At 43.2% G+C, this 23,390-nt stretch carries 25 protein-coding genes, 2 pseudogenes and 1 riboswitch; of the genes and pseudogenes, 9 read left to right on the forward strand and 18 right to left on the reverse strand.

The window, feature by feature from the left end:
- Position 1 precedes the first annotated feature (1 nt).
- Together PCORN_RS03930 and PCORN_RS03935 are read left to right on the forward strand one after the other, a co-directional pair.
- Positions 2-1,198 (forward strand): PglD-related sugar-binding protein, encoded by a 1,197-nt coding sequence (locus PCORN_RS03930; protein WP_036077738.1) that lies wholly within the window; start codon positions 2-4, stop codon positions 1,196-1,198.
- A complete protein-coding gene (locus tag PCORN_RS03935) occupies positions 1,119-1,454 on the forward strand; it encodes a DapH/DapD/GlmU-related protein (protein ID WP_077913776.1) in 336 nt (111 codons plus the stop codon). Before PCORN_RS03930 ends, PCORN_RS03935 begins: the two co-directional genes overlap by 80 nt.
- Here the strand turns inward: PCORN_RS03935 and gdhA are convergent.
- Entirely contained in the window at positions 1,447-2,820 is a 1,374-nt protein-coding gene (gene gdhA, locus PCORN_RS03940; RefSeq protein ID WP_051999239.1) for an NADP-specific glutamate dehydrogenase, read from the reverse strand. The genes PCORN_RS03935 and gdhA overlap by 8 nt on opposite strands.
- Positions 2,821-3,078: 258 nt before the next feature.
- On the opposite strand from gdhA, the gene PCORN_RS03945 reads away from it, so the two are divergent.
- Positions 3,079-3,879 carry a 2OG-Fe dioxygenase family protein gene (locus tag PCORN_RS03945; RefSeq protein ID WP_051999240.1) on the forward strand — a complete coding sequence of 267 codons (801 nt, stop codon included), beginning with the start codon at positions 3,079-3,081 and terminating at the stop codon, positions 3,877-3,879.
- 331 nt (positions 3,880-4,210) lie between these two features.
- Here PCORN_RS03945 and PCORN_RS03950 read toward each other — a convergent pair whose 3' ends face one another.
- From PCORN_RS03950 to PCORN_RS03960, 3 genes are all read right to left on the reverse strand, one after another.
- Positions 4,211-4,555 carry a 4-fold beta flower protein gene (locus PCORN_RS03950; RefSeq protein WP_036077740.1) on the reverse strand — a complete coding sequence of 115 codons (345 nt, stop codon included), beginning with the start codon at positions 4,553-4,555 and terminating at the stop codon, positions 4,211-4,213.
- Between the two features lie 139 nt (positions 4,556-4,694).
- Positions 4,695-5,084, reverse strand: a complete 390-nt coding sequence (locus PCORN_RS03955) for a hypothetical protein (RefSeq protein WP_036077743.1) — start codon at positions 5,082-5,084, stop codon at positions 4,695-4,697.
- 15 nt (positions 5,085-5,099) lie between these two features.
- On the reverse strand, positions 5,100-6,194 hold the full coding sequence (locus PCORN_RS03960; protein ID WP_036077745.1) for a lipase family protein: 1,095 nt from the start codon (positions 6,192-6,194) through the stop codon (positions 5,100-5,102).
- Between the two features lie 189 nt (positions 6,195-6,383).
- Between PCORN_RS03960 and PCORN_RS03965 the strand changes: the two genes are divergently transcribed.
- From PCORN_RS03965 to PCORN_RS03975, 3 genes are read left to right on the forward strand one after another with little or no spacing between them, the layout of a single operon-like run.
- The gene (locus PCORN_RS03965; protein ID WP_036077747.1) at positions 6,384-6,671 is read left to right on the forward strand and encodes a DUF1433 domain-containing protein; all 288 of its coding nucleotides are present in this window, start codon (positions 6,384-6,386) and stop codon (positions 6,669-6,671) included.
- A 14-nt stretch (positions 6,672-6,685) separates the two neighbouring features.
- Complete coding sequence (locus PCORN_RS03970; protein WP_036077748.1) at positions 6,686-7,012, forward strand: MerR family transcriptional regulator; 327 nt, start codon at positions 6,686-6,688, stop codon at positions 7,010-7,012.
- 32 nt (positions 7,013-7,044) lie between these two features.
- Positions 7,045-7,233 carry a hypothetical protein gene (locus tag PCORN_RS03975; RefSeq protein WP_036077749.1) on the forward strand — a complete coding sequence of 63 codons (189 nt, stop codon included), beginning with the start codon at positions 7,045-7,047 and terminating at the stop codon, positions 7,231-7,233.
- Between the two features lie 730 nt (positions 7,234-7,963).
- Here PCORN_RS03975 and hisC read toward each other — a convergent pair.
- From hisC to hisZ, 10 genes and pseudogenes are all read right to left on the reverse strand, one after another.
- Positions 7,964-9,047: pseudogene (hisC, locus tag PCORN_RS03985) on the reverse strand (histidinol-phosphate transaminase).
- 11 nt (positions 9,048-9,058) lie between these two features.
- Positions 9,059-9,373, reverse strand: a complete 315-nt coding sequence (gene hisE / locus PCORN_RS03990) for a phosphoribosyl-ATP diphosphatase (RefSeq protein WP_149024252.1) — start codon at positions 9,371-9,373, stop codon at positions 9,059-9,061.
- Positions 9,374-9,375: 2 nt separating this feature from the next.
- Entirely contained in the window at positions 9,376-9,696 is a 321-nt protein-coding gene (hisI, locus tag PCORN_RS03995) for a phosphoribosyl-AMP cyclohydrolase (RefSeq protein ID WP_036077752.1), read from the reverse strand.
- Positions 9,693-10,455, reverse strand: a pseudogene (gene hisF, locus PCORN_RS04000) (imidazole glycerol phosphate synthase subunit HisF). The gene hisI and the pseudogene hisF overlap by 4 nt, the downstream one beginning before the upstream one ends.
- Positions 10,445-11,170: a 1-(5-phosphoribosyl)-5-[(5-phosphoribosylamino)methylideneamino]imidazole-4-carboxamide isomerase gene (hisA, locus tag PCORN_RS04005; RefSeq protein ID WP_036077754.1), complete on the reverse strand. Its 726-nt coding sequence runs from the start codon at positions 11,168-11,170 to the stop codon at positions 10,445-10,447. The pseudogene hisF and the gene hisA overlap by 11 nt, the downstream one beginning before the upstream one ends.
- Positions 11,149-11,769 carry an imidazole glycerol phosphate synthase subunit HisH gene (gene hisH, locus PCORN_RS04010; protein ID WP_036077755.1) on the reverse strand — a complete coding sequence of 207 codons (621 nt, stop codon included), beginning with the start codon at positions 11,767-11,769 and terminating at the stop codon, positions 11,149-11,151. The genes hisA and hisH overlap by 22 nt, the downstream gene beginning before the upstream one ends.
- Positions 11,770-12,354 carry an imidazoleglycerol-phosphate dehydratase HisB gene (gene hisB / locus PCORN_RS04015; protein WP_036077756.1) on the reverse strand — a complete coding sequence of 195 codons (585 nt, stop codon included), beginning with the start codon at positions 12,352-12,354 and terminating at the stop codon, positions 11,770-11,772. It lies immediately after the preceding gene.
- A complete protein-coding gene (gene hisD / locus PCORN_RS04020) occupies positions 12,341-13,639 on the reverse strand; it encodes a histidinol dehydrogenase (RefSeq protein WP_036077760.1) in 1,299 nt (432 codons plus the stop codon). The genes hisB and hisD overlap by 14 nt, the downstream gene beginning before the upstream one ends.
- On the reverse strand, positions 13,636-14,274 hold the full coding sequence (gene hisG / locus PCORN_RS04025; RefSeq protein WP_036077762.1) for an ATP phosphoribosyltransferase: 639 nt from the start codon (positions 14,272-14,274) through the stop codon (positions 13,636-13,638). The genes hisD and hisG overlap by 4 nt, the downstream gene beginning before the upstream one ends.
- Positions 14,271-15,443, reverse strand: a complete 1,173-nt coding sequence (gene hisZ, locus PCORN_RS04030; RefSeq protein WP_036077763.1) for an ATP phosphoribosyltransferase regulatory subunit — start codon at positions 15,441-15,443, stop codon at positions 14,271-14,273. The genes hisG and hisZ overlap by 4 nt, the downstream gene beginning before the upstream one ends.
- A gap of 263 nt (positions 15,444-15,706) precedes the next feature.
- On the opposite strand from hisZ, the gene PCORN_RS04035 reads away from it, so the two are divergent.
- The 3 genes from PCORN_RS04035 to hisJ all read left to right on the forward strand — a co-directional run bounded on the left by PCORN_RS04035 (position 15,707) and on the right by hisJ (position 19,187).
- Complete coding sequence (locus PCORN_RS04035) at positions 15,707-16,702, forward strand: toxin Cry1Ac domain D-VI-related protein (RefSeq protein ID WP_036077766.1); 996 nt, start codon at positions 15,707-15,709, stop codon at positions 16,700-16,702.
- The gene (locus PCORN_RS04040; RefSeq protein ID WP_036077768.1) at positions 16,668-18,275 is read left to right on the forward strand and encodes an immunoglobulin-like domain-containing protein; all 1,608 of its coding nucleotides are present in this window, start codon (positions 16,668-16,670) and stop codon (positions 18,273-18,275) included. Before PCORN_RS04035 ends, PCORN_RS04040 begins: the two co-directional genes overlap by 35 nt.
- 81 nt (positions 18,276-18,356) lie before the next feature.
- Positions 18,357-19,187, forward strand: a complete 831-nt coding sequence (gene hisJ, locus PCORN_RS04045) for a histidinol-phosphatase HisJ (protein ID WP_036077769.1) — start codon at positions 18,357-18,359, stop codon at positions 19,185-19,187.
- Positions 19,188-19,215: 28 nt separating this feature from the next.
- Here the strand turns inward: hisJ and PCORN_RS04050 are convergent, their stop codons facing one another.
- The 4 genes from PCORN_RS04050 to PCORN_RS18200 form a co-directional block, all read right to left on the reverse strand.
- Positions 19,216-20,511: an NCS2 family permease gene (locus PCORN_RS04050; RefSeq protein ID WP_036077771.1), complete on the reverse strand. Its 1,296-nt coding sequence runs from the start codon at positions 20,509-20,511 to the stop codon at positions 19,216-19,218.
- Positions 20,512-20,599: 88 nt separating this feature from the next.
- Positions 20,600-20,701, reverse strand: a riboswitch (purine riboswitch).
- Between the two features lie 252 nt (positions 20,702-20,953).
- A complete protein-coding gene (locus PCORN_RS04055; protein WP_036077772.1) occupies positions 20,954-21,406 on the reverse strand; it encodes an MEKHLA domain-containing protein in 453 nt (150 codons plus the stop codon).
- A gap of 97 nt (positions 21,407-21,503) precedes the next feature.
- Positions 21,504-22,223 carry a thiamine pyrophosphate-dependent enzyme gene (locus tag PCORN_RS18195; RefSeq protein WP_077913777.1) on the reverse strand — a complete coding sequence of 240 codons (720 nt, stop codon included), beginning with the start codon at positions 22,221-22,223 and terminating at the stop codon, positions 21,504-21,506.
- The gene (locus PCORN_RS18200) at positions 22,208-23,140 is read right to left on the reverse strand and encodes a thiamine pyrophosphate-binding protein (RefSeq protein ID WP_159102526.1); all 933 of its coding nucleotides are present in this window, start codon (positions 23,138-23,140) and stop codon (positions 22,208-22,210) included. The genes PCORN_RS18195 and PCORN_RS18200 overlap by 16 nt, the downstream gene beginning before the upstream one ends.
- Positions 23,141-23,390 lie beyond the last annotated feature (250 nt).

Consider the following 23,390-nt stretch of genomic DNA (forward strand, 5'->3'; position numbering starts at 1 on the left):
TTTGTATCTGATTTTGATTATTTTCGGATTGAAAAGCTATGTATCGATGGTCTTTTCTTTAGCGTCGTTGTGGGATAAGGATTTTAAGTTTACGATTGTTCCTGTCAAATATAAGAAGATGACAGCACTCGCGTTTCTTCCGTTGTTAACCTCTTTTTTGATCGCGATTAATTACCAAGCAGATATAATTATTTTGAAAATGATGTCCGTTGATTTTTATCATATTGGGTTGTACAGCACGGGTGTGGCGCTTGCGGAGTATTCGTGGATGATTCCGGATATTTTTAAAGAGGTTATGTTTCATCATAATGCACGTAAAGATGATGTGAAGCGGATGACGTTTTCGATTCGGTTAGGTTTCACGGCGGTTGTTTCCGTTGCGATTCTGGTCATTGCTTTTGGGAAGCCGATATTGGGATTCTTATTTGGAGCTGATTTTGTAGCGGCGTATCCGATTGTCGTGTTGATGTTTTTGGCGGTTCCTTTTATGGTCTATACGAAAATTATTGGGACGCTGTTTTCGGCAAATGGTGGGTGGCGTTTTTACTTCATCACCTTGCTCATTAGTGTGCTACTGAACATCGGCTTGAACGTGGCGCTCATTCCATCTTTTCATATTTATGGTTCTGCGTTTGCTTCGGTGATCTCGTATGCTTTTTGTGGTGTAACGATGTTGCTTTGGTTTAAGCGGAAATATAACGTGCCGTTTCGGGATGTATTGTTTGTGAAATGGGGGGATATACAGAAGGTGATGCCATTTTTATTTAGGAAAAAAGCATCGGTAGAATCGCTTATTATTATTGGCGACGGCGGGCATAGTAAAATGGTTCAGAATATCGTTCGGGAGAGTGGGACGTATCGGCTGACCGAGGTATGGGATGATAAGCATCGTGAACCTGTGGCGCGAGAAGGAATTATCTACACAGCATTGGATGAAAAATTGCAGGGCTTGACGCAAATGAATGCCGATGTTGCCTTTTTTGTAGCGATTGGAGATAATGAAATTCGGAAAAAAATCGCTCGGACGTTGGCTTTAGCTGGGAAAAAAATTTGCGGTGATTGTTCATCCGACGGCGTTTGTCGAGGCAACGGTGGAAATCGGCGAGGGCAGTTTGGTGATGGCCGGATCGATTGTTCAGGCGAATACGGTGCTTGGGAAACATGTTATTGTAAACAGTGGCGCGACTGTGGAACATGACATTTCGGTTGGGAATTTTGTTCATTTTGCTCCAGGAAGTGTTGTGACTGGTGGGTGTACAGTAGGCGATAATGTGTTGATTGGTGCTGGGAGTGTGGTGGTGCCAAATATAAGTATTGGAGCGAATGTCGTTGTTGGTGCCGGGAGTACACTGACGCGTCATATCGAGTCGAATACGTTAGAATATAGCAGAAAAAAAGACCGAATAGTGAGGGAAGTAGCCCATCCTAATTCGGTCTTTTCGTTGTTTAGATAATACCTTCTGTCAACATGCTATCGGCAACTTTGAGGAAACCGGCGATGTTGGAACCAACGACTAGATTTCCAGATGCATCGTAAGCGGATGCTGTGGCGCTAGCGTTTTTGTAGATGTTTTTCATGATCGATTTCAAGTGAGAATCCACTTCTTCAAAAGTCCAACTCATCCGGATGCTGTTTTGGGCCATTTCTAGGGCTGATACGGCAACTCCGCCAGCGTTTGCGGCTTTTGCAGGTCCGAATAATACGTTGTTTTCTTGGAACACGGCAACAGCATCGAGCGTGGATGGCATGTTTGCGCCTTCTGCTACTGCGATAACGCCATTGTTAACGAGTGTTGAGGCTTGGTCTGCGTTGATTTCGTTTTGTGTCGCGCAAGGTAGGGCGATGTCAGCGGGTAGGGACCAAATATCTCCATTTGCCACAAAAGTAGCATTGGGATGGTGTTTGGTGTATTCGCTGATGCGTTTGCGTTCTTGTTCTTTTAATTGCTTGACGGTTGCGACGTTGATGCCGTTTTCGTCTAGGATGTAGCCGCTTGAATCGCTACATGCAATGACAGTTGCGCCGAGTTCGTGGGCTTTTTCGATGGCATAAATCGCGACGTTACCTGAACCGGAAACAGTGACTTTTTTGCCTTTTAGGGAATCATTTTTGTCTTGGAGCATTTCTTGGGTGAAGTAGACTACGCCGTAACCTGTTGCTTCGGTACGTGTTAAACTTCCGCCATAGTTCAGGCCTTTACCTGTTAGCGTGCCGGCATCGAAGGCGTTTAGGCGTTTGTATTGGCCGAATAGGAAGCCGATTTCGCGGGCGCCGACACCGATGTCACCAGCTGGAACGTCGGTATTTGGGCCGATATATTTCTGCAATTCGGACATGAAGCTTTGGCAGAAACGCATCACTTCATTGTCTGTTTTCCCTTTAGGATCAAAGTCGGAACCACCTTTACCGCCACCGATTGGCAAGCCAGTTAAGGAGTTTTTGAAAATCTGCTCGAATCCAAGAAATTTGACGATACTGCCGTTTACCGATGGATGGAAACGAAGTCCGCCTTTATATGGACCGATAGCGCTATTGAATTGTACGCGGAACCCACGGTTAACTTTGACATTGCCGTTATCGTCTACCCAAGGGACACGGAATGTGATGAGTCGTTCTGGCTCGGTCAATCTTTCTAGAATTCCAGCTGCCTCATATTTCGGCTCTTTCGCTAAAACTGGGACTAAGGATTGTAAAAATTCTTCGACGGCTTGGTGAAATTCATTCTCAGAAGGGTTACGTTGTTTTACTGTTTCAAAGATACGTGCTGTGTAACTTTCTGCTGCCTCGACTTCTTTTGTCACTGTTGTTGGTTGTGCCATATTGAATCGCTCCTCGTGGTTTTATTTTAAGTGAGAATAAATGTGACATAAAAGGTATACATCAAATGTTCACTTTTCTTTTATTTCGAGTTGCTAGCCTTCGAAAAATTCACTTATAATGTTAGTTTACATGAAAAACGTCAAGTATACAAGGTAAAAAAAACGACTTTTCTGATTTTTTTAACAAGGTGCGCAATTTACAAACGCTTTCTTTGAGTGGCTTCGGAATGTTACAATGAGAGGGAGTTTTGAAAAGAAATGAGGGAATGGATAGTGTACAAAAATGATATGTTAGAAAAGGGCTTTATTCGGTTTGATGCAGGGGCGGATATTGGTCGTTTATATAAGAAGGATGCGGCTTGGATTGAGGAACAGTTTGCTGAGATTGAGAGGGCTTTTGAGGATTTGCCGGTCGATGTTTATGCGGCTGGACTTCATCGTTATCGCCGTTTTTCGCGTGCGGTTATTTTGCCGTGGTCGAGTCAGGTGGAATGGTTGCCGGCGATGCTGAATGAGGATGGGGAAGCGGTTGCGGAGTATTTTCAGGGTGCGTTTAATCCAGAGTTTAAGGACGCGTATCGTAGTTTTCCGATGTTGCAGCAGGAGATGCTTGAAAATGAGCTTTTGAAGCGGATTATTCAGTTTGATTTTGCGCAGACGTATTGGGAGGCGCGGGATATGGTGATGCCGGTGAATGTGGGCGTGCATTTTGTGAAGTTGAAGGTGGAGCAGGATGTGGACGAGGCGGTTTCGTCGCCGAATTGTTTGCATCGGGATGGCGAGCCGTTTACGTTTGCGCATTTGGTGAAGCGCCAGAATGTCGTTGGCGGCGAGAACGTGATTGCGACGGTGGATGATGTGGATCAGTTCCCGGAAAATATTGACGCGGGGCATATTTTTGCGGATTTTGCGTTGACGAAAGGCTTGGAGTCCTACGGGGTTGCGGATGTGGCGGTGAGCCATTATGTGAGTGCGGTTTGTAAGGGGAGTGGCGACGAGGATGGAGAACGGTCGATGATTTTGATTGATTATCAGCCGACTGTTGTGAAGCCGCTTTGAACTGAAATAGAATCTAACTCTAATCAAGGATTTTCTTTAGCCACAATGGATCATAGTAAACAGCTAAACCAATCCAAGTTTCAATAATACAGACACATTTTCTCGATTTATGTAAACAAAATTTTAGTCCTATCCAAAAAACGGATAGGCCATTTTTTTTTTGGATGCCTAGCGTTTCATGAAGTTTTATTTTTTGAGTATAAAAATTTAAAATCTTTACCTAACTGAATCAAATTCATAATTCAAAGGTTTTGCAATCTAATGGTTTTTATAGAAAAGAAAATCGCTAACTTCCCAGATTAGATAGCCCAATCAAATATTTCTAATGCAATTATTGTTCAAAAAATAATGTTCCAGATAGAGAAGACCAAGACAAAGAAAGCATGCTTTTCATAGATCTCATGGGCTTCATTTGTTGCATAGATTTCATAGGTTTCATTTGTTTCATTTGTTTCATAGGCTTCATAGGTCCTCCAGTAGCATTTTCTGTAAAGAATACTCTAGTACCATCTAGAGCAATCATCCAACCATCTTGAAACCATCCGAGATATTTCCCGTTAAATCCATATATTGCATCATCAGAAAAATATGCAACTGGCTTACCTGAAAATAAGAAGATATACTTATCGTCACTTAGGTATGCTATTGCCTTCCCATTACAATCATAAAAATTCATTTCATTCCCCCATTTATTTATTTTTCATCTATATTGAATCAATCGTTTTGCAATATTTCTGTTCATAGAAGAAGCTATCTAATCTGGGGAGTTAGCGATTTTTTACCTCTGAAAGTCGTGGGATTGCAAGGGATGTCAATTATGAAATTGGTCTAACTTTAAAGCCATTTTGCAACTCTCGATAGTCTTGCCCATAGTATTGACAAAGTGTGTTGCGCTTGTTCATCAGTGAGGTTCCAATGGCTTGTCCAGTTTTGCTTTCAAAAGAAATTTTTAGTTGGTTTTCTATGTTTGTCAGTTCATGGAACCATTCTTCAAAAAGTCGAGTGTTGCCACTAAGTATTTCTTTAGTTTTAGTTGAAATTTCATTTGTTTTTTGCTCGAGTTCCGCACGTAATAGAGTTAATTGTGCTTGACGTTCAATGTATTTTTTCTCAGATTGCAAGCTGTCAATAGCGTGTTTAGAACCGAGCTTAATTGCGCTATCCAGTGCTTTATTTATATCGGCTAACATATTTGAATAATCCATTACTAACTCTCCATTCTACATTAGAATTCTTGATAAAACATTGCCAAGATCAGCATCTTGTTCTTTGAATTTATACCCAGCATAGCCGACGTTATCACCGAATTCATATAGCTCTTGCTTTATTTTTCTCAAACGATAGACAAAATCGAGCAATTCTTCGTCATCATGTAGTCGATAAACACCACCAGCTTTATTTTTTGATAAGTCGCGTAAACTATCATCGATATCATATTCTGTTAAATGATTATATTTTCCGCTATATGTTTCATGGTACATTTTATTTTCGAGTGAGCGAATTTCACTTTCCTCAAACGCACGGGCTTCATCGAGCGAACATATCATGTCGTCTATATGTAGTGATAAATTTTTAATGCGGGTTCCTAGTTGTTGAATATCATCGGGTGAAATGGCCAGTTTTGCAGAGCCGTTAGAATTGAAATGGCCTGTAAAAGTGTCAGGCATATGTCCAGATAAGTTGAGAATATCTAGAATAGAGTGCTTCGTATCATTGCGCCCCATGGAAAATTGCTGATAGAAAACGGAAGCATTTGGCGGTAGAGCCCCAACCCAATCATCGGTATGACTGTAGTCTTTGATTAAAGACCAATAGTCGCCTTTTGTTGCTTTTGCTTGCTCCTCATCTGTTAACTTATTGAAAATTCTGGCTGCTGCGAATGTAGTTGCGGGTTTTAAATGCTTTACGGATTCGTATTGAGCAAGTGCACCGCCTAAACTATGACCAGTAAAACTGTAGTCTTTCGTTGTGTATTTTTTAATGGTTTTGTTGACAAATTGGTTATAGTCATAAAATTGATCCCCTGCTTTTGGCTTTGATTGCGTAACTAATTTTGCATCGACAACAAAATCCTTGGCTTCCTGAGAACCTCTTGATGCGAAAATAATATGGGAGAATTCGTTAAGTTTTCCTGATTTCCAGTCTTTATATTCGTTTAATCGGACAACTGCAACACCTTGTAGGCTATCTTTGGTGTTTATTGAGTCTAGTGTGACCCATTTTTCGTTTTTCAAGTTGATATTAGCGCCAATTTTTAGTAATTTATTTCCATAAATTGTGCTGGAAAGTTCGAAATTCATTTCATCTGTAATCATTTGAACAGATTCTCCTTTGACAAATTTGTTAGCATTTCATGGCAATTATTTTTATTATAACAGAAGATTGAGGAATATGGTATAATTATCTGAGAGGTGAGGAGATGAAAAAAAGGTTATTGATCTGTATTTTTGTATGCGTACTGATAGCTATAGTAATAGGGGGAGTGTTTATGGTTAACAACAAAATTGAAAAAAAAACAAAGCGATCGGATTGCAGTTGAAAAAAATAGAATCGAAATATATTTTAAATATAATTACAAAGATATACATAATATCACCATAACGGATGTAGGAAAAAATCCAATGGGGACAGATTATATTGATGGCTATGCTAACGGGGATGAAAAATTGAATTTTAGCGCTAGTGTTTACGATAAACATTTTGAAAATGGGATAGTTATGTCAGCAGAACTAGGTGACTTGGCTAAATATGATGTGGATAAGTCTGTCTCGGAAATTGAAATATTAGAATAAGGAGAACAAATGATATGGAAAATAAGCATGCGTGGATTATTGGGATTTGTGTGATTGTAGCGGGGTTTATGATTGGAAGTGGTTTAGCCGGTTCAGAAGATAGCCCAAATCCAATCGAGCTGTCGGATGATGGATCGTCTATAGGTGTTAATATAGAAAATTCGGATACGAAATTGTTGGATGAGGATGGTTTGCTGTCCTACTTAGGCATCGATGAAAAAGAGATGCAACGACTGCAAAAGGTTGGGAATTTGCCTAGTATTACTATTGATGGTTATATGTATTATCCGAAGACTGGATTAGATAAATGGGTGGAGGAGAACACGGGGAAAACATTTTAGGATAGAGAATTAGGTAAGGATGTGAGCGCGGTATGAAGCGATTATATGCATCAAAATTAAATCTGGTTATGTTGACAGTCATGTGGGCGTTACTTCTGGTATTGAATTTGATTAATTATGTAAATACGAAATCAGAATTGATATTGGTTGTTGTTATTGTTGCAGTGGTGGGCTTGGTGTTGAATTTTGTGTTTTACTTTGTGGCTAGTAGGAAGCGGTAGTGGGTTCTTGGTTTGGCTGGTGTCGCTGTGGAGTTTAGGGTGACTAGGTTTGTGGATTGGTGCATAACAGCCACTGGGGGATTACATGCTCTAACTGGCTTGTGGCTGGTATTGGTGTGGTGCTTGGTTCGTGGTTTGGAGTGTAAGAGCCACTGGGGGATTACATGCTCACTACGTTCGCATGCATATTGAGGCTCTAACTGGCTTGTGGCTGGTATTGGTGTGGTTCGTGGTTTGGAGTGTAAGAGCCACTGGGGGATTACATGCTCGCTGCGCTCGCATGCATATTGAGGCTCTAATTCAGCAAAGTACGCTTCATAAGAGCCACAACAAAAAGCACACACGGGGGGAACCGCGTGCGCCTGTAGGGAGTTTTTCAGGAGTGTGTGGTGGCGACGATATAAAAGGGATATCAGGGAAATTTTAAGGTATAGGGTGTATTCTCCATATGGAGCAAAGCGAGTAATGCTCGTCTATTTTGAATAGGAAATGAGTTTTCTTTTGAAGCGTGTATTAGGTCTTTAAAAGAAAGCTCATTTTTATTTATCGTCGCCGCCACATCATCTTGGGGAAAAGATGACTTGCTCCAATAAAACAAGTATAACTTTAAATGGGGAGTTGTAACATCGCTTTGGCTTACAATTTGAAACGGTAATGTGACAGTTTTGTCAGGTTGGCTTGTTTTGATGAGAATGTGATGAGAGCAGGCTTAGAGACGTGTTAGAGTGCGTTATTTGTTGTCCAAAATGGATGCTAGAGTTTGGATGCAATCTTGGTTTTCTTTGTTGGATCCGATGGTGATTCGTAGCCAATTGGGTTTGAGGCCGGCGCGTACGATGAAGCCTTTTTGGAGTAGTTGGTTGAATAGGTCGGTGGCGTCGCGCTCGGTGTCGAAAAAGATGAAGTTGGCGTCGGATTTGTAGTAGGCTAGGCCGCGCGCGTCTAGGAAGTCGTACCACTGTTTTAGGCCTTCGGTGTTGGCCGTGACGCATTTTTCGATGAAGGCTTGGTCGGCGAGTGCGGCGGTCGCGGCGGATTGGGCGACGCTGGATGTGTTGAATGGGAGACGCACGATATTGAGGGGCTCTTTTAGTGCGTCTGGGATAATCGCGTATCCGATGCGCAAGCCTGCTAAGCCGTAAATTTTGGAGAAGGTGCGCATGATGATGAGATTTGGAAATTGGTCTAGTAGCGCGAATGTGTCTGGATATTCTGCGGTTGTGGCGTATTCGAAATAGGCTTCGTCGCTGATTATGAGGACGTCTTTAGGCACGGATTCGAGTAGGGCTAGGACTTCTTGTTGGGTGGAAATCGTACCTGTCGGGTTGTTTGGATTGCAAAGCCAGATGATTTTTGTGCGCGGATTGACGGCGCTTGCCATGGCAGTGAGATCGGATTTCCCGGTTGTTTCATCGACTGGGATGCGCTGCGTTTTGGCGCCTTCGATTGTGGCGTGTAGGGAGTATTGGGAGAAGGTCGGCGCGGCTTCGATGATGTTGTCGCCAGGTTCTAGGATGGCGCGTGAGATGATTTGGATAACGTCGTCGAGGCCGGAACCGAGCAAGATATTATCTGTCGGAACGCCGTGAAAAGTAGCGATGTTTTCGCGCAAAATTCGGCCGGCGCCGTCGGGATAGTAGGACAGGTCGATCGCGCCTTCTTTGAGGATGCGCGTGACGGCTTTGGATGTGCCAAACGGATTTTCATTGGATGCGAGTTTAATGATTTTTTTTGAGTCCGAGTTCGCGGCGGACTTCTTCTAGTGGTTTGCCTGGTTTATAGGCAGATAGGGTGTTTAGGGATGATTTTACCATGGTGGGCCTCCTTATAATTCGTCGATTGGGTTGCGGTCTTTGGTGACGCTGATTTTGCCTTCACGTTTTTCGAGTTCGCGTGCGATATCGTCTGGTGTTAGGCCTTGCTGGGCTAGCAATACGAGGACGTGGTAGGTCAGATCGGCGAGCTCAGATGTAAGTTCTGCGTTATCGTTATTTTTCGCGGCAATGACTACTTCGGTCGTCTCTTCGCCCACTTTTTTCAAAATTTTATCGAGTCCGCGGTCGAATAGGTAATTGGTGTAGGAGCCTTCTTTTGGCGTAGTTTTGCGGTCGTTGATTTGGTTGTAAAGCTCGGTTAGAATCGTCATTTGTCGGTCACTTCCTTTTCTAGATTGAAGAAGCAGCTATGCGCGCCAGTATGGCAGGCGGCTCCGATTTGGTCGACGCGGATCAGGAGCGTGTCGTTGTCGCAGTCGGAGCGGATTTCTTTGACGTGCTGGAAATGGCCAGATGTCGCGCCTTTATTCCAGAGTTCGTTACGTGAACGTGAGAAAAACCAAGTCGTGTCTGTATCGAGCGTTTTTTGATAGCTTTGGGCGTTCATATAGGCGAGCATGAGGACGTCACCGGTCGTGTCTTCCACGATAATCGCGGGGATGAGGCCTTTGGAAAAATCGAGTGTCATGGCCGAATCGCAACTCCTTTCTCTTGCAAAATTTGTTTGACTTCTGGAATCGTCATTTCGCCGTAATGGAAAATCGATGCGGCGAGTGCGGCGTCAGCACTCGTTTTGGCGAAGACTTCTGCCATGTGATCGGCGTTTCCACAGCCGCCTGACGCGATGACAGGCACTGGGACGGCGTTACAGATGGCGTCGGTAAGCGCGATGTCGTAACCGTCTTTGGTGCCATCGCCGTCCATGCTCGTTAACAGGATTTCGCCGGCGCCGAGTGAGACGGCTTTTTTTTGCCCATTGGATAGCGTCAAGACCGGTATCATCACGTCCGCCACGACTGTAAACATGCCAGGAATCATCTTCAGCGTGATATTTGGCGTCAATCGCGACAACGATGCATTGGTTGCCGAATTTAGCAGCGCCTTCTGCGATTAAGTCCGGATTTTTAAGGGCGGCTGAATTCAGTGAAATTTTGTCCGCACCGGCTTGAAGTAAGGCTTTCATATTTGCGACAGAATGGATGCCACCGCCGACGGTTAGCGGGATGAAGACTTGTTCCGCGGTGCGTGCGACGACATCGATCATCGTGCGGCGTTCCTCATGCGTTGCCGTGATATCCAAGAAAACAAGTTCGTCCGCGCCAGCTTCATTGTAAGCTTTGGCGATTTCAACAGGGTCACCAACATCGGTTAGCGACACGAAGTTGATGCCTTTCACGACGCGTCCATCGGTCACGTCTAAGCATGGAATGATTCGTTTAGTCAGCAAGATTCTCCACCTCCGTGATTTCTGCCATCGAAATATTGCCGTTATACAAAGCTTTACCGCAAATTGCGCCATATAAACCGAGCTCAGAAAGTTGCTCCAAATCCTGTTTATTACTTACGCCACCAGATGCGATAATAGCAACGTCCACTGCCTTTTGCAGCGCTTGAAGTTGCTCCAAATTCGGACCTGCTAGCGTGCCGTCTTTTGCGATATCGGTAAAAATGATCGTTTGTACGCCACTTTTTTCGACTTCTTTTGCAAAAGTAAGGTAATCCGCTTTGCTCACGTCAATCCAACCAGATGTTGCAACAAAGCCATTTTTTGCGTCAATACCGACCGCAATTTTGGCACCGTAAAGCTTCACCGCGTCACGAACTAAATCAGGATTTTCGAGTGCTGCCGAGCCGATAATAACACGATCGATGCCCGCTTCTTCTAGGTAAAACGTGATTTGCTTCATCGTTCGAATCCCGCCACCAACTTGGACGGGGAGCCCAGCCGCTTTTTTCATCGCGCGAATCACGTCCAGATTCATCGGTTTTCCTTCTAGCGCACCATCTAAATCGACAATATGTAAATAGGTTGCGCCTTGTTCGCTAAACGCCGTGGCTTGCGCGATAGGGTCAGGGTTTACAACGGTTTCCTGTGCGAAATCGCCTTGATATAGCCGCACACAACGACCGTTTTTCAAATCTATTGCTGGGAAGATGCGCATGTGATTACCTCCTTAAATCCTTGTAAAATTTCGAGTCCTGCTTGTCCACTTTTTTCGGGATGAAACTGGGCGCCATATACGTTCTCATTGGCAATGATCCCGGGAATTTCCACAGAATAATCACTGGACGCCATCACGTATTTGGCATCGCAAACCGCGTAATAAGAATGCACATAATACACAAAATGACCGTCTTGATTCCGCGTTAACGGCGAGTCCTGCTTCACTTCCAACTGATTCCAACCCATATGCGGAATTTTCGCCGTGTCTGGTAGCAATTTCGCGTGACCTGGAATGAGTCCAAGTCCTTGCGTATAGCCAAATTCCTCACTAGAATCAAGCAATAATTGCATCCCAAGACAAACACCAAGTAGCGGCTTCCCGTGCGCAACAGCCTCTTGCAAAACAGCAATTAAATCGCGTTCTTCCAGTGCCGTCATCGCTTGCGGAAATGCACCAACACCCGGCAAAATAATGCCATCCGCCTCCAAAATCGTCTTTTTCACAGCCGTTATCGTATTTTCAATCCCAATAAAATCGAGCGCCTTGCTCACACTTTTCGTATTACCAGCATCATAATCAATAATCGCAATCTGCATTTACAGCACACCCTTCGTCGAGTTGACCCCTTGAATATCAGGATTCACCGTGATTGCTTGACGCAGAGCACGCCCAAACGCCTTAAAAAGCGCCTCAATTTTGTGATGCGTATTTTTGCCATAAAGCACGCGGCAGTGCAGGTTTATCGCGGTATGAAACGCCACCGCTTGGAAAAATTCCTCCACCAGTTCTGTATCAAAGTCACCAAGTTTCGGATTATCAAACACGGCATCAAAAACAAGATACGAACGCCCGCTGAGATCCAGCGCCACAAAGCCAAGCGACTCGTCCATCGGCACGTAGTCCGAACCGTAACGATTAATCCCGGCTTTATCACCGAGCGCTTCCTTCAAACATTGCCCGAGCACAATCCCGACATCTTCCACCGTGTGATGCGAATCAACGTCCAAATCCCCAATCGCCTCACAAACAAATCCAATCCGACTATGCCTCGCAAATAAAGTCAACATATGATCAAGAAAGCCAACCCCAGTGTTAATCTCACATTTCTCCGGTTGGTCCAAGTAAACCTCCATTTTAATCGATGTTTCCGCAGTCTTTCGTTCTATTTTAGCTATTCTCATTGTCGTCGTCCTCCTCAAATCGAATTTGGATAGCGCGAGCGTGCGCCGTCAAGCCTTCTTTTTCAGCGAGCAATACAATCGCATCTTTTTCCTTCGCCAACGCGTCTTTCGTATAAGAAATAAACGAGGTCCGTTTGCAAAAATCAGCGACACCGAGCGGGGAGAAGAATCGCGCGGTTCCACTCGTCGGCAACACATGATTCGGTCCAGCGAAATAATCACCAAGCGGCTCAGAGGCATAAGCACCCAAGAAAACCGAGCCAGCATTCTTCACATAACTCAGATAATCCATCGGGTTTTCCAACTGGATTTCGAGATGCTCCGGCGCGATTTCATTCATAATATCGAACGCGATTTCCATGGACTCAGCGACAATCACCTGTCCAAAATTGGCAATCGAAGCACGAGCAATCTCCTCACGTGGCAGGGCCTGCAACTGTTTTTCGACTTCGCAAGCAACGGCTTGGCCAAACGTTTCACTCGTCGTAATAAGAATCGCGCGCGCCAACGTATCATGTTCCGCCTGCGACAATAAATCCGCCGCAACAAAACGAGGATTCGCCGTTTCATCCGCAACCACGACAACCTCCGAAGGCCCAGCAATCATATCGATATCCACGATACCAAACACTTCCCGTTTCGCCAATGCCACAAAAATATTACCCGGACCGACAATTTTATCCACTTTTGGAATCGTTGCTGTCCCAAACGCAAGTGCAGCAACGGCTTGCGCGCCACCAATTTGGTAAACTTCATCCGCGCCCGCAATCTTGGCAGCAGCTAGAATGTACGGATTCAGTCCATCTTTTCCGGGTGGCGTCACCATGATAATCCGAGGTACACCAGCAATTTTGGCGGGCAAAATGTTCATCAATACCGAAGACGGATAAGCCGCCGTGCCACCAGGAACATAGATGCCAGCCGTTTCAAGCGGACGAACGAGCTGACCACGCATCACGCCTTTTTTCTCCGTATCCACAAATCCTGATTGTTTCTGTTTTTGGTGGTAGGATAAGATGTTCGCCTTCGCCTGTTCCAAAGCATCGATAAAATCTGCCTCCACATGGTCTAGCGCATTATCCAACAACGCTTGCGGAACTCGAAGCTCACTTAATCGCACGTTGTCAAATTGCTCCGTCAGCCGAAAAAGCGCTGCGTCACCATGTAATTTCACATCCGCGATAATCGCCTTGACCGCAGCTTCTGTTTCCACCTGATTATCAGATTCCGCCGCGCTATGTAACTGCTCCAAAATCGACTCCTTATCGCCAGAAATAAACCTCATTTCGCATCCTCCTCCAATCTTCTCTCCAACAGATCGATCAACTCAAAAATTTGCGCTTTATTCCGTTTCAATGAGGCCTTATTCACGATGAGCCGCGCTGAAATATCGTACATCGTATCAAAAATAACCAAGCCATTCTCACGCAACGTCGAGCCAGTTTCTACGATATCAATAATCGCATCGGCGAGCCCCAAAATAGGCGCCATCTCAACAGAACCCTCAATCTTGATAATCTCGACATCCTCGCCACGTTCGCGAAAATATTTTGTCGCCACCGCCGGGTATTTCGTCGCGATAATTTTGCGCCTGTAGTCACTCGGGTCAAACTTGCGCGTCGATGCAAGGCAAAACTGACATTGCCCAATTTTCAAATCGAGCATCTCGTAATGCTCCTTATCCTGCTCCATCAACACATCTTTCCCAACAATCCCAATATCCGCAACACCGTGTTTCACATAAGTCGTCACATCCGGGGCCTTCGCCAAAATAAACGAATATGGGGCGTCCTCACGCTTAAAAATCAGCTTCCTACTTTTCTCATGCAGCATCGCACAATCCACGCCAGCCCGTTCCAAAAGTGCCACCGCAGACTTCTCCAAGCGGCCTTTCGTTAAGGCAATTTGCAGTGATTTCATGTCAAAACCTCCTTTTCTGGATCGATTTCGCGCACAGTATGCTCGCTAACATCAATGATTTTGCTGAATTGCCATTTCTTCGCAAACGCCACACTCTCCGATAACTGATCGAAAAAACTAAGCGAACTGTTCGGCGTTTTGGCCAGAATTTCCTCCGCCAGGTGCGTCGTCGCTAGTGAATAATGAATAAACGTTTTCGCGTCCGGCTTATCCTCTTTCAATGTCCGCCGTTTCAGCGACACAATCTCATCCAGGTTCAGCGCAAGTCCAACCGCCGGCCAATTATCCTCCCCAAACTCGGCGAAAAGCGAATCATAACGCCCACCGCTCAAGAAATGAACCGCCGACATATCCGCATAACCACGGAAAATCGCACCCGTATAATAGTGAAGCTCCTGCACCAATCCAATATCCACCGACAAATGCTCCGGCACATCTACGACCTCAATAATCGTCTCCATCTGCGCCAACGCCTCCAAAATAACACCATTTTCCGTCAAAGCCCGAGCCTCTCGAATCGTGTCCACTGAACCAAACAAACGCGGCAATGCCAAAATAAAATCATCCATCTCACTCGGGTGACTTTCCACAAACGACCGAATCCCGAATAGACTCTTATTCTGCAACACTTGGCGGAAGTTCTCCTCATCGCTACCTTGCAAATCAAGCGTCTGAATCACCGCCTGATAAATCGCCGCATGCCCAATCTCCATTTGGAAATCACTAATCCCAAGCTGCTTCAAAACCGCAATCGCACTCGTAATACATTCAATCTCCGCTTTAATAGAAGCAAAACCGATAATTTCAATCCCAGCCTGCGTCATTTCATTGCGTTCCCCAGCCAATTCCTCATTCGCGCGAAACACCTTTCCACTATAAGAAAGCTTGAGCGGCGGCGTCACACCCGTTGTACTAATCACCCGACCAATCGGCGACGTCATATCCGGCCGTAAAACCGTCAATCGCCCCTTTTTATCGAAAAAGCGGTACAAATTCACATCATTAATCGCCGAAAAAACATCATCAAATTCGATAACAGGCGTCTCAATTCGCTGATACCCACGCGCATGAAACGACCGATTCACCAGATGCTCCATATCATAAGCCGAGGCAGCTTCTTTAAAAAGTTTATCTCGGGTACCAATAGGTAGATTCCGATTCCATTTCATTGATTCGATCTCCTTTCTAATTAACTTTATCGTATTACCATATTAGCAGGTTAAAGCGTTTTTGTAAATATAAAAGGAAATATAGATTCAGTATAACAGTAAATTCATAGAATATTCTAGAAATATGCAAATGTACAAAATGAAATATGTCTAAATTGTCACTATTTTATAGCTAGAAAGAGGAAGTATTGTATTTTTTTGTGTGATGAATACTGCTATGGTTGACTTGTAATGATAAATAATAGAAGAAGGGGCGAAAAAAAATGAATAAAGTAATGAGAAAAACAGGGGTACTACTTTTAGCGGCCAATATATTTGTCGCATCGACTATCTCCATATCACCACTAGGAGCGCAAGCGGCTAATGAGACAGTGCAAGTTTCTAGCTACGAAATGACCAAGGCAGAGGTTTATGCGTTATTTATCAATCGAAATCCTAGTAATGACATTCGGGATGGGCTTAATTATGTTCCAGTCAATGACGCTATTGAAGCTGTGTCACTTTTAGAAGATACGACGCAACAGACAGAGTTACGAGCGATTCTTGACAAGGCGATTACACAACTTACGGCTAAAATAAAAACATCATTAACGATCGAGACTACGTTAAACGGGGCAACTGAAATTACAGGAGAACTAGTATCGCAGACCGCTTTTATTGCAGAAGTATACAATGCAGCGGGGGAAAAAATCGCGATGACAACAGGCATGGCAACAGGGAATAATACATATAGGGTAGCGCTAAATCACGTGAACCGATATAATGAGGACGGCACTTGGCGTGACATGGGGGCAGTAACTCTAGAAAAAGGGATGAAAGTTAAAGTTTACGTCAACCTGCTCCGTTCAAATGGTCAGAGATTCGTGGCTACAACGCTAACACAGGATGTCATAGGAATTCCCTACGAAGAAGCAGTAGCAGCAGTTTCAGCTTTATTTTTAAATGATGATCCTAAGGAAATGGTCGCTTTAACGACTAGTAAAGCTAGCGTGGAAGAGGCGCAACGGAAGGTAAATATCCTCACACCCGCACCAGAGAAAGAAGTGTTGCAAGGTTACGTTGATAAGGCAGAGACGTTAGTGGGAGCTAGGGATGCGTTTGAAAAAATAACGTTAAGCGCAGATCATAAGGCAGCTACATTTGCGTTAAATAACGCGGAACAGAGCTATTACACCTATCAAATTACTGTGAATGGGAAATCCGTTCAGACAACGAGCTCAGTAGATGGCGCAATTAAAAAATGTTGTAACGTCGAATAACTTGGAAACTGGCGATACAGTTGCGATATGGGCTAAAGCGCAAAATGAATTCTATTTAATTGCTGATTTAAAAGTAACCGCTGTTCCAACACCAGAAGAACTTGCAAGAGAGCTTGTTAATGCTTTATTTCTAGAAAATAATCCTGCAAATGAGGTTAAACCAACAACGAATCAATCAGATTTGAATAAAGCACAGGCACAAATCAATGAAGTGAATGATTATATAACTCGGGCTAGCCTTCAGAAAGATTTTGATAAGGCGAAGAAAGAATTTAGCATAATCGCTCCAATTACAGTCAATCGAGTAACAACAAACGAAACGGCTGTGACCGGAACCGGCGAACCAAATGGAAACGTCGTTGTACGAAAAGGAACGCTTATTTTGGGCATAGGTACGGCTGATGGAACCGGGAAATTCAGCGTATCAATACCAGAACAAGTAGCCAACACAAGCCTAACAATATATGTCACAAAACCGCTTAGTGGTATGACAAATGTAGCAAGTATATTGGTGGCTCAAGGAGCTGATATTCGACTCTCTGTATCTGATTACAAGTTAGGCGAAGCAACAATCACCGGCGAATATGGCGCGAATATACCAAGGGTTCGACTTTGGGTTAACGGCATTGTAGTAACACAAGCGACACTAAATGCAGATGGTACTTTTAAAATAGACAATGCTACGAAATACGTCAAATCATTGGATGACAAAGTTGAAGTTGTTGCGGTAGATTCCAAATTTGTTGAAATCGCACGCGTGTCTGTCAATATAACCGGTTCTATTATTAAAGATTACAAATTAACGGCGGATGCTTATCAAATAGACTCGGCCAATATTGTTGGTACTTATGGAAAAGACATCGCCAAAATTTCCATGTGGGTCAATGGTCAAGTAGTGGGGCAAGCAACAACGAATGCAGATGGTACGTATCAAGTGCAAGATATCGCCAAATTCGTAACATCAAAGAAAGACATTGTAGAAATTGTCGGCGTTGATACGCAAAATATAGAAGTGGCACGAGTGAAAGTAAGTGTAGCAAGCTCGCCTTTTGAGAACTGGGTGAAGGCAGATACCTATAAGTTTGGCACGAAAGAATTGACCGGGACACTTGGCAAGAACATTAGTAAAGTACGTCTGTGGGTTAATGGTAAATCTGTTCAGCAAGGTACGATACGTGAAGATGGTAGCTATATTTTCGAAGATGCTAAGAAAAGTATTTTAAAAGATACTGATTTGGTGGAAATTGTTGGTGTGGATGAAAATTATGTAGAACTTGGCCGCACAACAGTTGTGGTGGAACCAATTGTGCTAGATCTTACATTGACAGCTGATAGTTATACATTTGGAAGCGCGACATTGACAGGAAAGTATGGAAAAGACATCAAATATGTGCGTCTTTTGGTAAATGGAGAAATCGTTAGACAAGCGGACTTAGATCCAGTAACAGGAACATATACATGCAAAGATATCGTCAAAAAAATTACAAGTAGTTCGGATAAACTAGAGATAATAGCAGTTGATGCGAACTATAAAGAAATCAAACGTATCCCGGTAGAAATGATAATAGAATAAGTCTGGTGAGCCATGATATTCAATATCATGGCTTTTTTGGATGGAGTGATGATACAATGAAGCCAAAAGGAGGGATGCATGATGAAAAAGTGGGATGGACACACGCATACGGAATTTTGTCCGCATGGCTCGGGGGATAGGCTGGAATCAATGATTGAAAAAGCAATAACACTAGGATTTACGGATTATTCGATTACGGAGCACCCGCCAATGCCGGTAGCTTTTGAGGAACTCATTGCGAATCCTATGGAGGATATTGCAACGGCTGCGATTCGCTGGGATCAGCTAGATACTTATTTTAAACACGCACATGAAATGAAGCAGAAATATAAAAATCAAATTCGGATTCATGTTGGATTAGAAGTGGATTTCTTGCCAGGGTTTGAAAGGGATACACGGGCTTTGTTAAGGGAGTATGGTTCGCAGATGGATGACAGTATTTTGTCGCTTCATTTTATGCCTGGGACAGAAGGATGGCGTTTTATCGATTTCTCCGCAGAAGATTTTGAGGCTGGAATTTTGCAGCACTATGGTGATTTTGCTGCTGTACAAAAGGCTTATTATGCGTTGATTAGAGAATCGTTGTTTGCAGATTTAGGTGTAGCCAAGCCGAAACGATTAGGCCATATTTCGCTTTGTCAGAAATTCCAAGGCTTTTTTACGGAAGAGGAGACTGGTATAAAAAGCGAGGCACGATTGCAAATTTCGCAGTTACTAAAAGACGTCAAAGCGCAAGAATACCAGCTAGATTGGAATACAGCAGGACTTTATAAGGAGTTTTGCGGGGAGACGTATCCACCGCTTGATGTGGCAAAAGAGGCGCGAGGGCTCGGAATCGAATTGGTGTACGGCTCAGATGCACATCGTTTGGCAGATGTAGGACGAGGTTACGACTATTATGAAGAGAATTAAAAAAGTTGGGCGTTTCCGCCCAACTTTTTTAAACAACAAACACAAAATATAAAATAAATAATAACATGAGTACGTACATAATCGGGTGAACTTCTTTATATCTACCTTTGAAAAACATTGTGATTGGATAAAAGATGAAGCCGAGCGCGATCCCAGAAGCAATCGAAAAGCTGAGCATCATCATCAGGATAACCATGAAACAAGGAACAGCGATTTCGAATTTCGACCAATCGATATGAGCTACGTTGCCAATCATTAGAATGCCAACAATAACAAGGGCCGGCGTCGTAACAGCGCTCGTGATAACACCTAGAAGTGGCGAAAAGAACATCGATAGGGCAAAGCAAATCGCAATCACAATCGCTGTTAAGCCAGTACGACCACCGACCGCAACACCTGCCGTTGATTCTACATAAGACGTTGTTGTCGACGTTCCGAGAATCGAACCAACGATGGTTGCAGACGAATCAGCAAACAAAGCGCGACTTGCACGTGGTATTTTGTTATCCTTCATGAATCCCGCTTGATTCGCTACGGCAACGAGTGTACCGGCAGTATCAAAGAAATCAATGAAGAAAAATGTCAAAATAACAATCAGCATTTGCGGTGTGAAAATATCACCGAGATGGAAGAGCGCTTGCCCGAATGTAGGCGATATATCTGGAATTGGTGCCACGACTTGTGTGGGAACATCGATGAGTTGGAAAAGCATGCCGACAATAACGGTCGCAGCCATCCCGATAAAAATCGCACCATTTACACTTAAAGTCATGAGAATAATGGTAACCACGATACCAAAGACCGCAAGCAACACCGCACTGTTATGAAGATCGCCAAGCGCCACCAACGTTGCTTTGTTTCCGACAATGATACCCGCGTTTTTCAGGCCGAGAAAAGCGATGAAAAAGCCAATACCGGCGCCAACTGCAAATTTCAACTCGGTAGGAATAGCGTTGATGATTTTTTCCCGGATCCCGGTGACCGTAAGTACGATGAAGACACAGCCAGAAACCAAAACGCCAGATAGCGCTGTTTCCCAAGGAATGCCCCACTGTGCACAAACCGTATACGCGAAAAAGGAACTAAGCCCGATTCCTGGTGCGAGGCCGATCGGATAATTCGCGATGAGCCCCATGAGCAGTGAACCAACGACCGCAGCTAAGGCCGTAGCCACGAATACCGCGCTGATGTCCATTCCAGTTGTTGCAAGCGCAGACGGATTTACAAATAATATGTAAGCCATCGACAAGAACGTTGTTAACCCTGCCAAAATTTCTGTTTTGATCGTTGTCTTATTTTCTCGTAGTTTAAACAATTTTTCCATTAAACAAAGCCTCCCTGAATTGTGTTGTCGCACATTTTTCAAAGATGAGCCATCGCAAAAAAAGAACCGATCCTGTCAAAAACAAAAATCGAGATATGCTATTGCTCGTAGTTTAGCCATTTACGGTAGCTAAGTAGAAACGTCTGGGCCATATTCCTAGACATATACGACATGTTTTTATTTTAGCTTAATTGGTGGCGGTTAGCAAGAGGGGAGAGGAAAAGTTGTGATTGTTAAAATTGGAGCAAATTTACTCTGCACAACCTTAGCTATTTCAAAAGCTATACTCCAACTTATTGACAAAGGGCATAGATATAGCGTCGGAAATATTTTTTCTTGAAGCCTCTTAGTTTAAACCTGATGAGTCTGCAGCTTTATAAGCTATGCAGAAGGCTTATAACCAGGAGCCGCTTATAAATGATGGTAACAGGTTTTGACTGATTCATACCTTCGAAATGTAGATCAGTGCAGCAGTCCCAATTAATGCACCTGATTCGTTTATCAACTTCCAAATAATTCCTTTTTCTATTTCGAATAACTTCCCTTGTTTATCTATCCTTGTGCCATAATAATTTGTTGATATGCCATTCATAGCAACATTCTCTAACATAAGATTCCTATCTTTTTGTTTCTGAGGAGGTGCACTTTTTCTGGAAGGGATGGATAGAAATTCCTCCAAATTATAGCCAAAAATATTTTGTGCTTGTTTATTGGCGTAGATGAAAAATGGCTCAGCGTTCGTATTTTGAACCAACAAACCATAGGGTGATTGCTCATCTAACCATCGAAGGCGGTCTTTTTTCTCCAGGAGGGGTGTGGGCAATTGTTCCTCTGTCCAGTGTTTATAAGATTGTTCAACTAGGCAAAGCATTTGGTATCTTTCTTTTTCATTCATATATGATGAACCTCCAATCTACAAATTACGCACTCGTGGATTTTGTCCAAGGAGTTGTTCTGGATCCACTGGAATAGTTACAAGAATCGACTTTCCTTTATTTTTTTTCTATTTCTAGTAGAATGTTGTCAAAATTGGATAAATCTGCTGATACTGAATAACTTAACCAGCTAGATGCTTCTGCGATTTTACCGTAATCCATCTTGTCTAACGTATCATGGAAGCTTGCAGAATCAACTGTTGGGAGAATTAACGGTAATCCTTGGGCAACGATAGAATAAGTATGATTATCTAATAGAAACAAGACGATACCTAAATCTTTTGCTTCGCTTAAACTGCCCCCATATAATCTGAAACAGCCATCTCCGCTAAAAAGATATACTCGCTTATCAGGTGAAGCTAACTTTGCCCCAATAGCAACCCCATACGCACCGCCCATGGCAGAACCTCTGTAAAAAGAGAAATAGGTCATCGTATCATTTGGCCTTTGTGTTACATACTGATAATCTTTGTAAGCAAGGCAAACATCGCTGATAACAAGGCTGTTGGGTTGCCACCAATTATATAATCGCGCATAGACCTTTGCCATGTCTGCATACCCTTTTTGAGGTGCTAAGATTTCTCGGTTATTTAAATTTTTAGGTGCGATTGGACAGGCTTTTGTCGTGAATGAGTGCTGTTTTGCCTCCTCTATGATTGCTTGCAGAACCTCGCTGATAGGGGCATTTATTTGGTGCATATGATGTTGCGCGCTATGGTGAAAGTTTCCTCTTATTTGGCCATAGGCATTTTCAATGTTTGTTAAAAAAAAAGACATCTCCAGCAGGGATTTTTTTTTAAATCGATTGTATATTCATCGGGTGTTACACCGATACAAAGTATCACATCATCTTCATCTATAGATTCCCAGATATCTAGAGCTTTGTCATTTCCGCCAAAAGAAATATATCCATAGGCATAAGGATTACTATGCTCCACACAGTTTCCACCATTGATACTCCATACGACAGCAGCTTTCAGTTCGTGACAAATAGTTGTCGTCAGCTTTCGCATTGCAGGATCATGTATACCTTCTTCTCCTACCAATAAAAGAACTCGTCTGCCTTGTACTTTTTCCCGAAATAGGCGGACGAATGGAATAATTTCAGAATTCCTATAGGCTGGTTTATGATTTGGAATTATTGGAAATTCAAAGGCTGGCAATGCCATCATTTCATTATCTAATAAAAATACAACGGGCTTTCGTGAGAGCAATGCTTGTCGTGCCTGTTCTAATTGCGTAGCAAATGTAAATGGGTTATCTAGAAGGAATACATGCTGAGGCAATTCTGCTAACAGTTGCTGAACAATATTACTGCCATGGATAGAGGAATCTTGTAAGGAACCGTCTTCTGCATGGAGAACAGTCGAAATAGGGAAAACATAGACGGAGGGAATGTCATGAAGTTTGGCATCGCTGAGTCCACAAGATAATAGTTTTGTTGCAGCACCAGTGGTAGATATGGCAGCTGCAATTTTTCCAGTGGCAACATAATGTCCTAATGGGGCAAAACCTGCAGGATACTCACTGATTGTAAATAAAGAGGGTATTTTCTCAGCAGGCGTGTACGGTATAAGGTATTTCAGATAATGAACGACACCTCCACCTGTCACCCCTGTATACAAATTAATCCCAGACGAAGACAAATAATCTACAAGTACTTTAAATCCATTTTGTTTAGTAATGGTCATCATTTTCATTCCTTTCTTTTTTTAAAATAAAAATGTTAATTAAGTCCATTTTAATTAATACCCTTATGCATTTTTTTTAAATCACTTGCATAAGGAACAGGAATAAGTGCTTTGTGGTATTCCAAAATAGAATGTAAGCGGAAAAATATAGAAGTTAAAATAATCAGAATGTTATATAAAATCGTTTAAAGCATATCCAAATAGGGGATAAAATAAAATATATAGAGTGATATTTAATAAAGGGGGATTTTGG

Source organism: Listeria cornellensis FSL F6-0969, from assembly GCF_000525855.1.
Classification (GTDB): domain Bacteria; phylum Bacillota; class Bacilli; order Lactobacillales; family Listeriaceae; genus Listeria_A; species Listeria_A cornellensis.

Excerpts from the sequence above, each read along its gene's own strand:
- hisG (WP_036077762.1), bottom strand. The coding sequence starts at position 14,274 with ATGAAATCACTGCAAATTGCCTTAACGAAAGGCCGCTTGGAGAAGTCT.
- PCORN_RS04035 (WP_036077766.1), top strand. The coding sequence starts at position 15,707 with ATGAATAAAGTAATGAGAAAAACAGGGGTACTACTTTTAGCGGCCAAT.
- hisI (WP_036077752.1), bottom strand. The coding sequence starts at position 9,696 with ATGACACTCGATTTTTCCAAAGGCCTCATCCCCGCGATTATCGTGGAA.
- PCORN_RS04040 (WP_036077768.1), top strand. The coding sequence starts at position 16,668 with ATGGCGCAATTAAAAAATGTTGTAACGTCGAATAACTTGGAAACTGGC.
- hisA (WP_036077754.1), bottom strand. The coding sequence starts at position 11,170 with ATGCGCATCTTCCCAGCAATAGATTTGAAAAACGGTCGTTGTGTGCGG.
- hisJ (WP_036077769.1), top strand. The coding sequence starts at position 18,357 with ATGAAAAAGTGGGATGGACACACGCATACGGAATTTTGTCCGCATGGC.
- hisD (WP_036077760.1), bottom strand. The coding sequence starts at position 13,639 with ATGAGGTTTATTTCTGGCGATAAGGAGTCGATTTTGGAGCAGTTACAT.
- gdhA (WP_051999239.1), bottom strand. The coding sequence starts at position 2,820 with ATGGCACAACCAACAACAGTGACAAAAGAAGTCGAGGCAGCAGAAAGT.
- PCORN_RS03935 (WP_077913776.1), top strand. The coding sequence starts at position 1,119 with ATGGCCGGATCGATTGTTCAGGCGAATACGGTGCTTGGGAAACATGTT.
- PCORN_RS03945 (WP_051999240.1), top strand. The coding sequence starts at position 3,079 with ATGAGGGAATGGATAGTGTACAAAAATGATATGTTAGAAAAGGGCTTT.
- PCORN_RS03950 (WP_036077740.1), bottom strand. The coding sequence starts at position 4,555 with ATGAATTTTTATGATTGTAATGGGAAGGCAATAGCATACCTAAGTGAC.
- PCORN_RS03955 (WP_036077743.1), bottom strand. The coding sequence starts at position 5,084 with ATGGATTATTCAAATATGTTAGCCGATATAAATAAAGCACTGGATAGC.
- PCORN_RS03960 (WP_036077745.1), bottom strand. The coding sequence starts at position 6,194 with ATGATTACAGATGAAATGAATTTCGAACTTTCCAGCACAATTTATGGA.
- PCORN_RS18195 (WP_077913777.1), bottom strand. The coding sequence starts at position 22,223 with ATGTCTTTTTTTTTAACAAACATTGAAAATGCCTATGGCCAAATAAGA.
- PCORN_RS04055 (WP_036077772.1), bottom strand. The coding sequence starts at position 21,406 with ATGAATGAAAAAGAAAGATACCAAATGCTTTGCCTAGTTGAACAATCT.
- hisZ (WP_036077763.1), bottom strand. The coding sequence starts at position 15,443 with ATGAAATGGAATCGGAATCTACCTATTGGTACCCGAGATAAACTTTTT.
- hisH (WP_036077755.1), bottom strand. The coding sequence starts at position 11,769 with ATGCAGATTGCGATTATTGATTATGATGCTGGTAATACGAAAAGTGTG.
- PCORN_RS03975 (WP_036077749.1), top strand. The coding sequence starts at position 7,045 with ATGAAGCGATTATATGCATCAAAATTAAATCTGGTTATGTTGACAGTC.
- PCORN_RS18200 (WP_159102526.1), bottom strand. The coding sequence starts at position 23,140 with ATGATGACCATTACTAAACAAAATGGATTTAAAGTACTTGTAGATTAT.
- PCORN_RS03970 (WP_036077748.1), top strand. The coding sequence starts at position 6,686 with ATGGAAAATAAGCATGCGTGGATTATTGGGATTTGTGTGATTGTAGCG.
- PCORN_RS04050 (WP_036077771.1), bottom strand. The coding sequence starts at position 20,511 with ATGGAAAAATTGTTTAAACTACGAGAAAATAAGACAACGATCAAAACA.
- hisB (WP_036077756.1), bottom strand. The coding sequence starts at position 12,354 with ATGAGAATAGCTAAAATAGAACGAAAGACTGCGGAAACATCGATTAAA.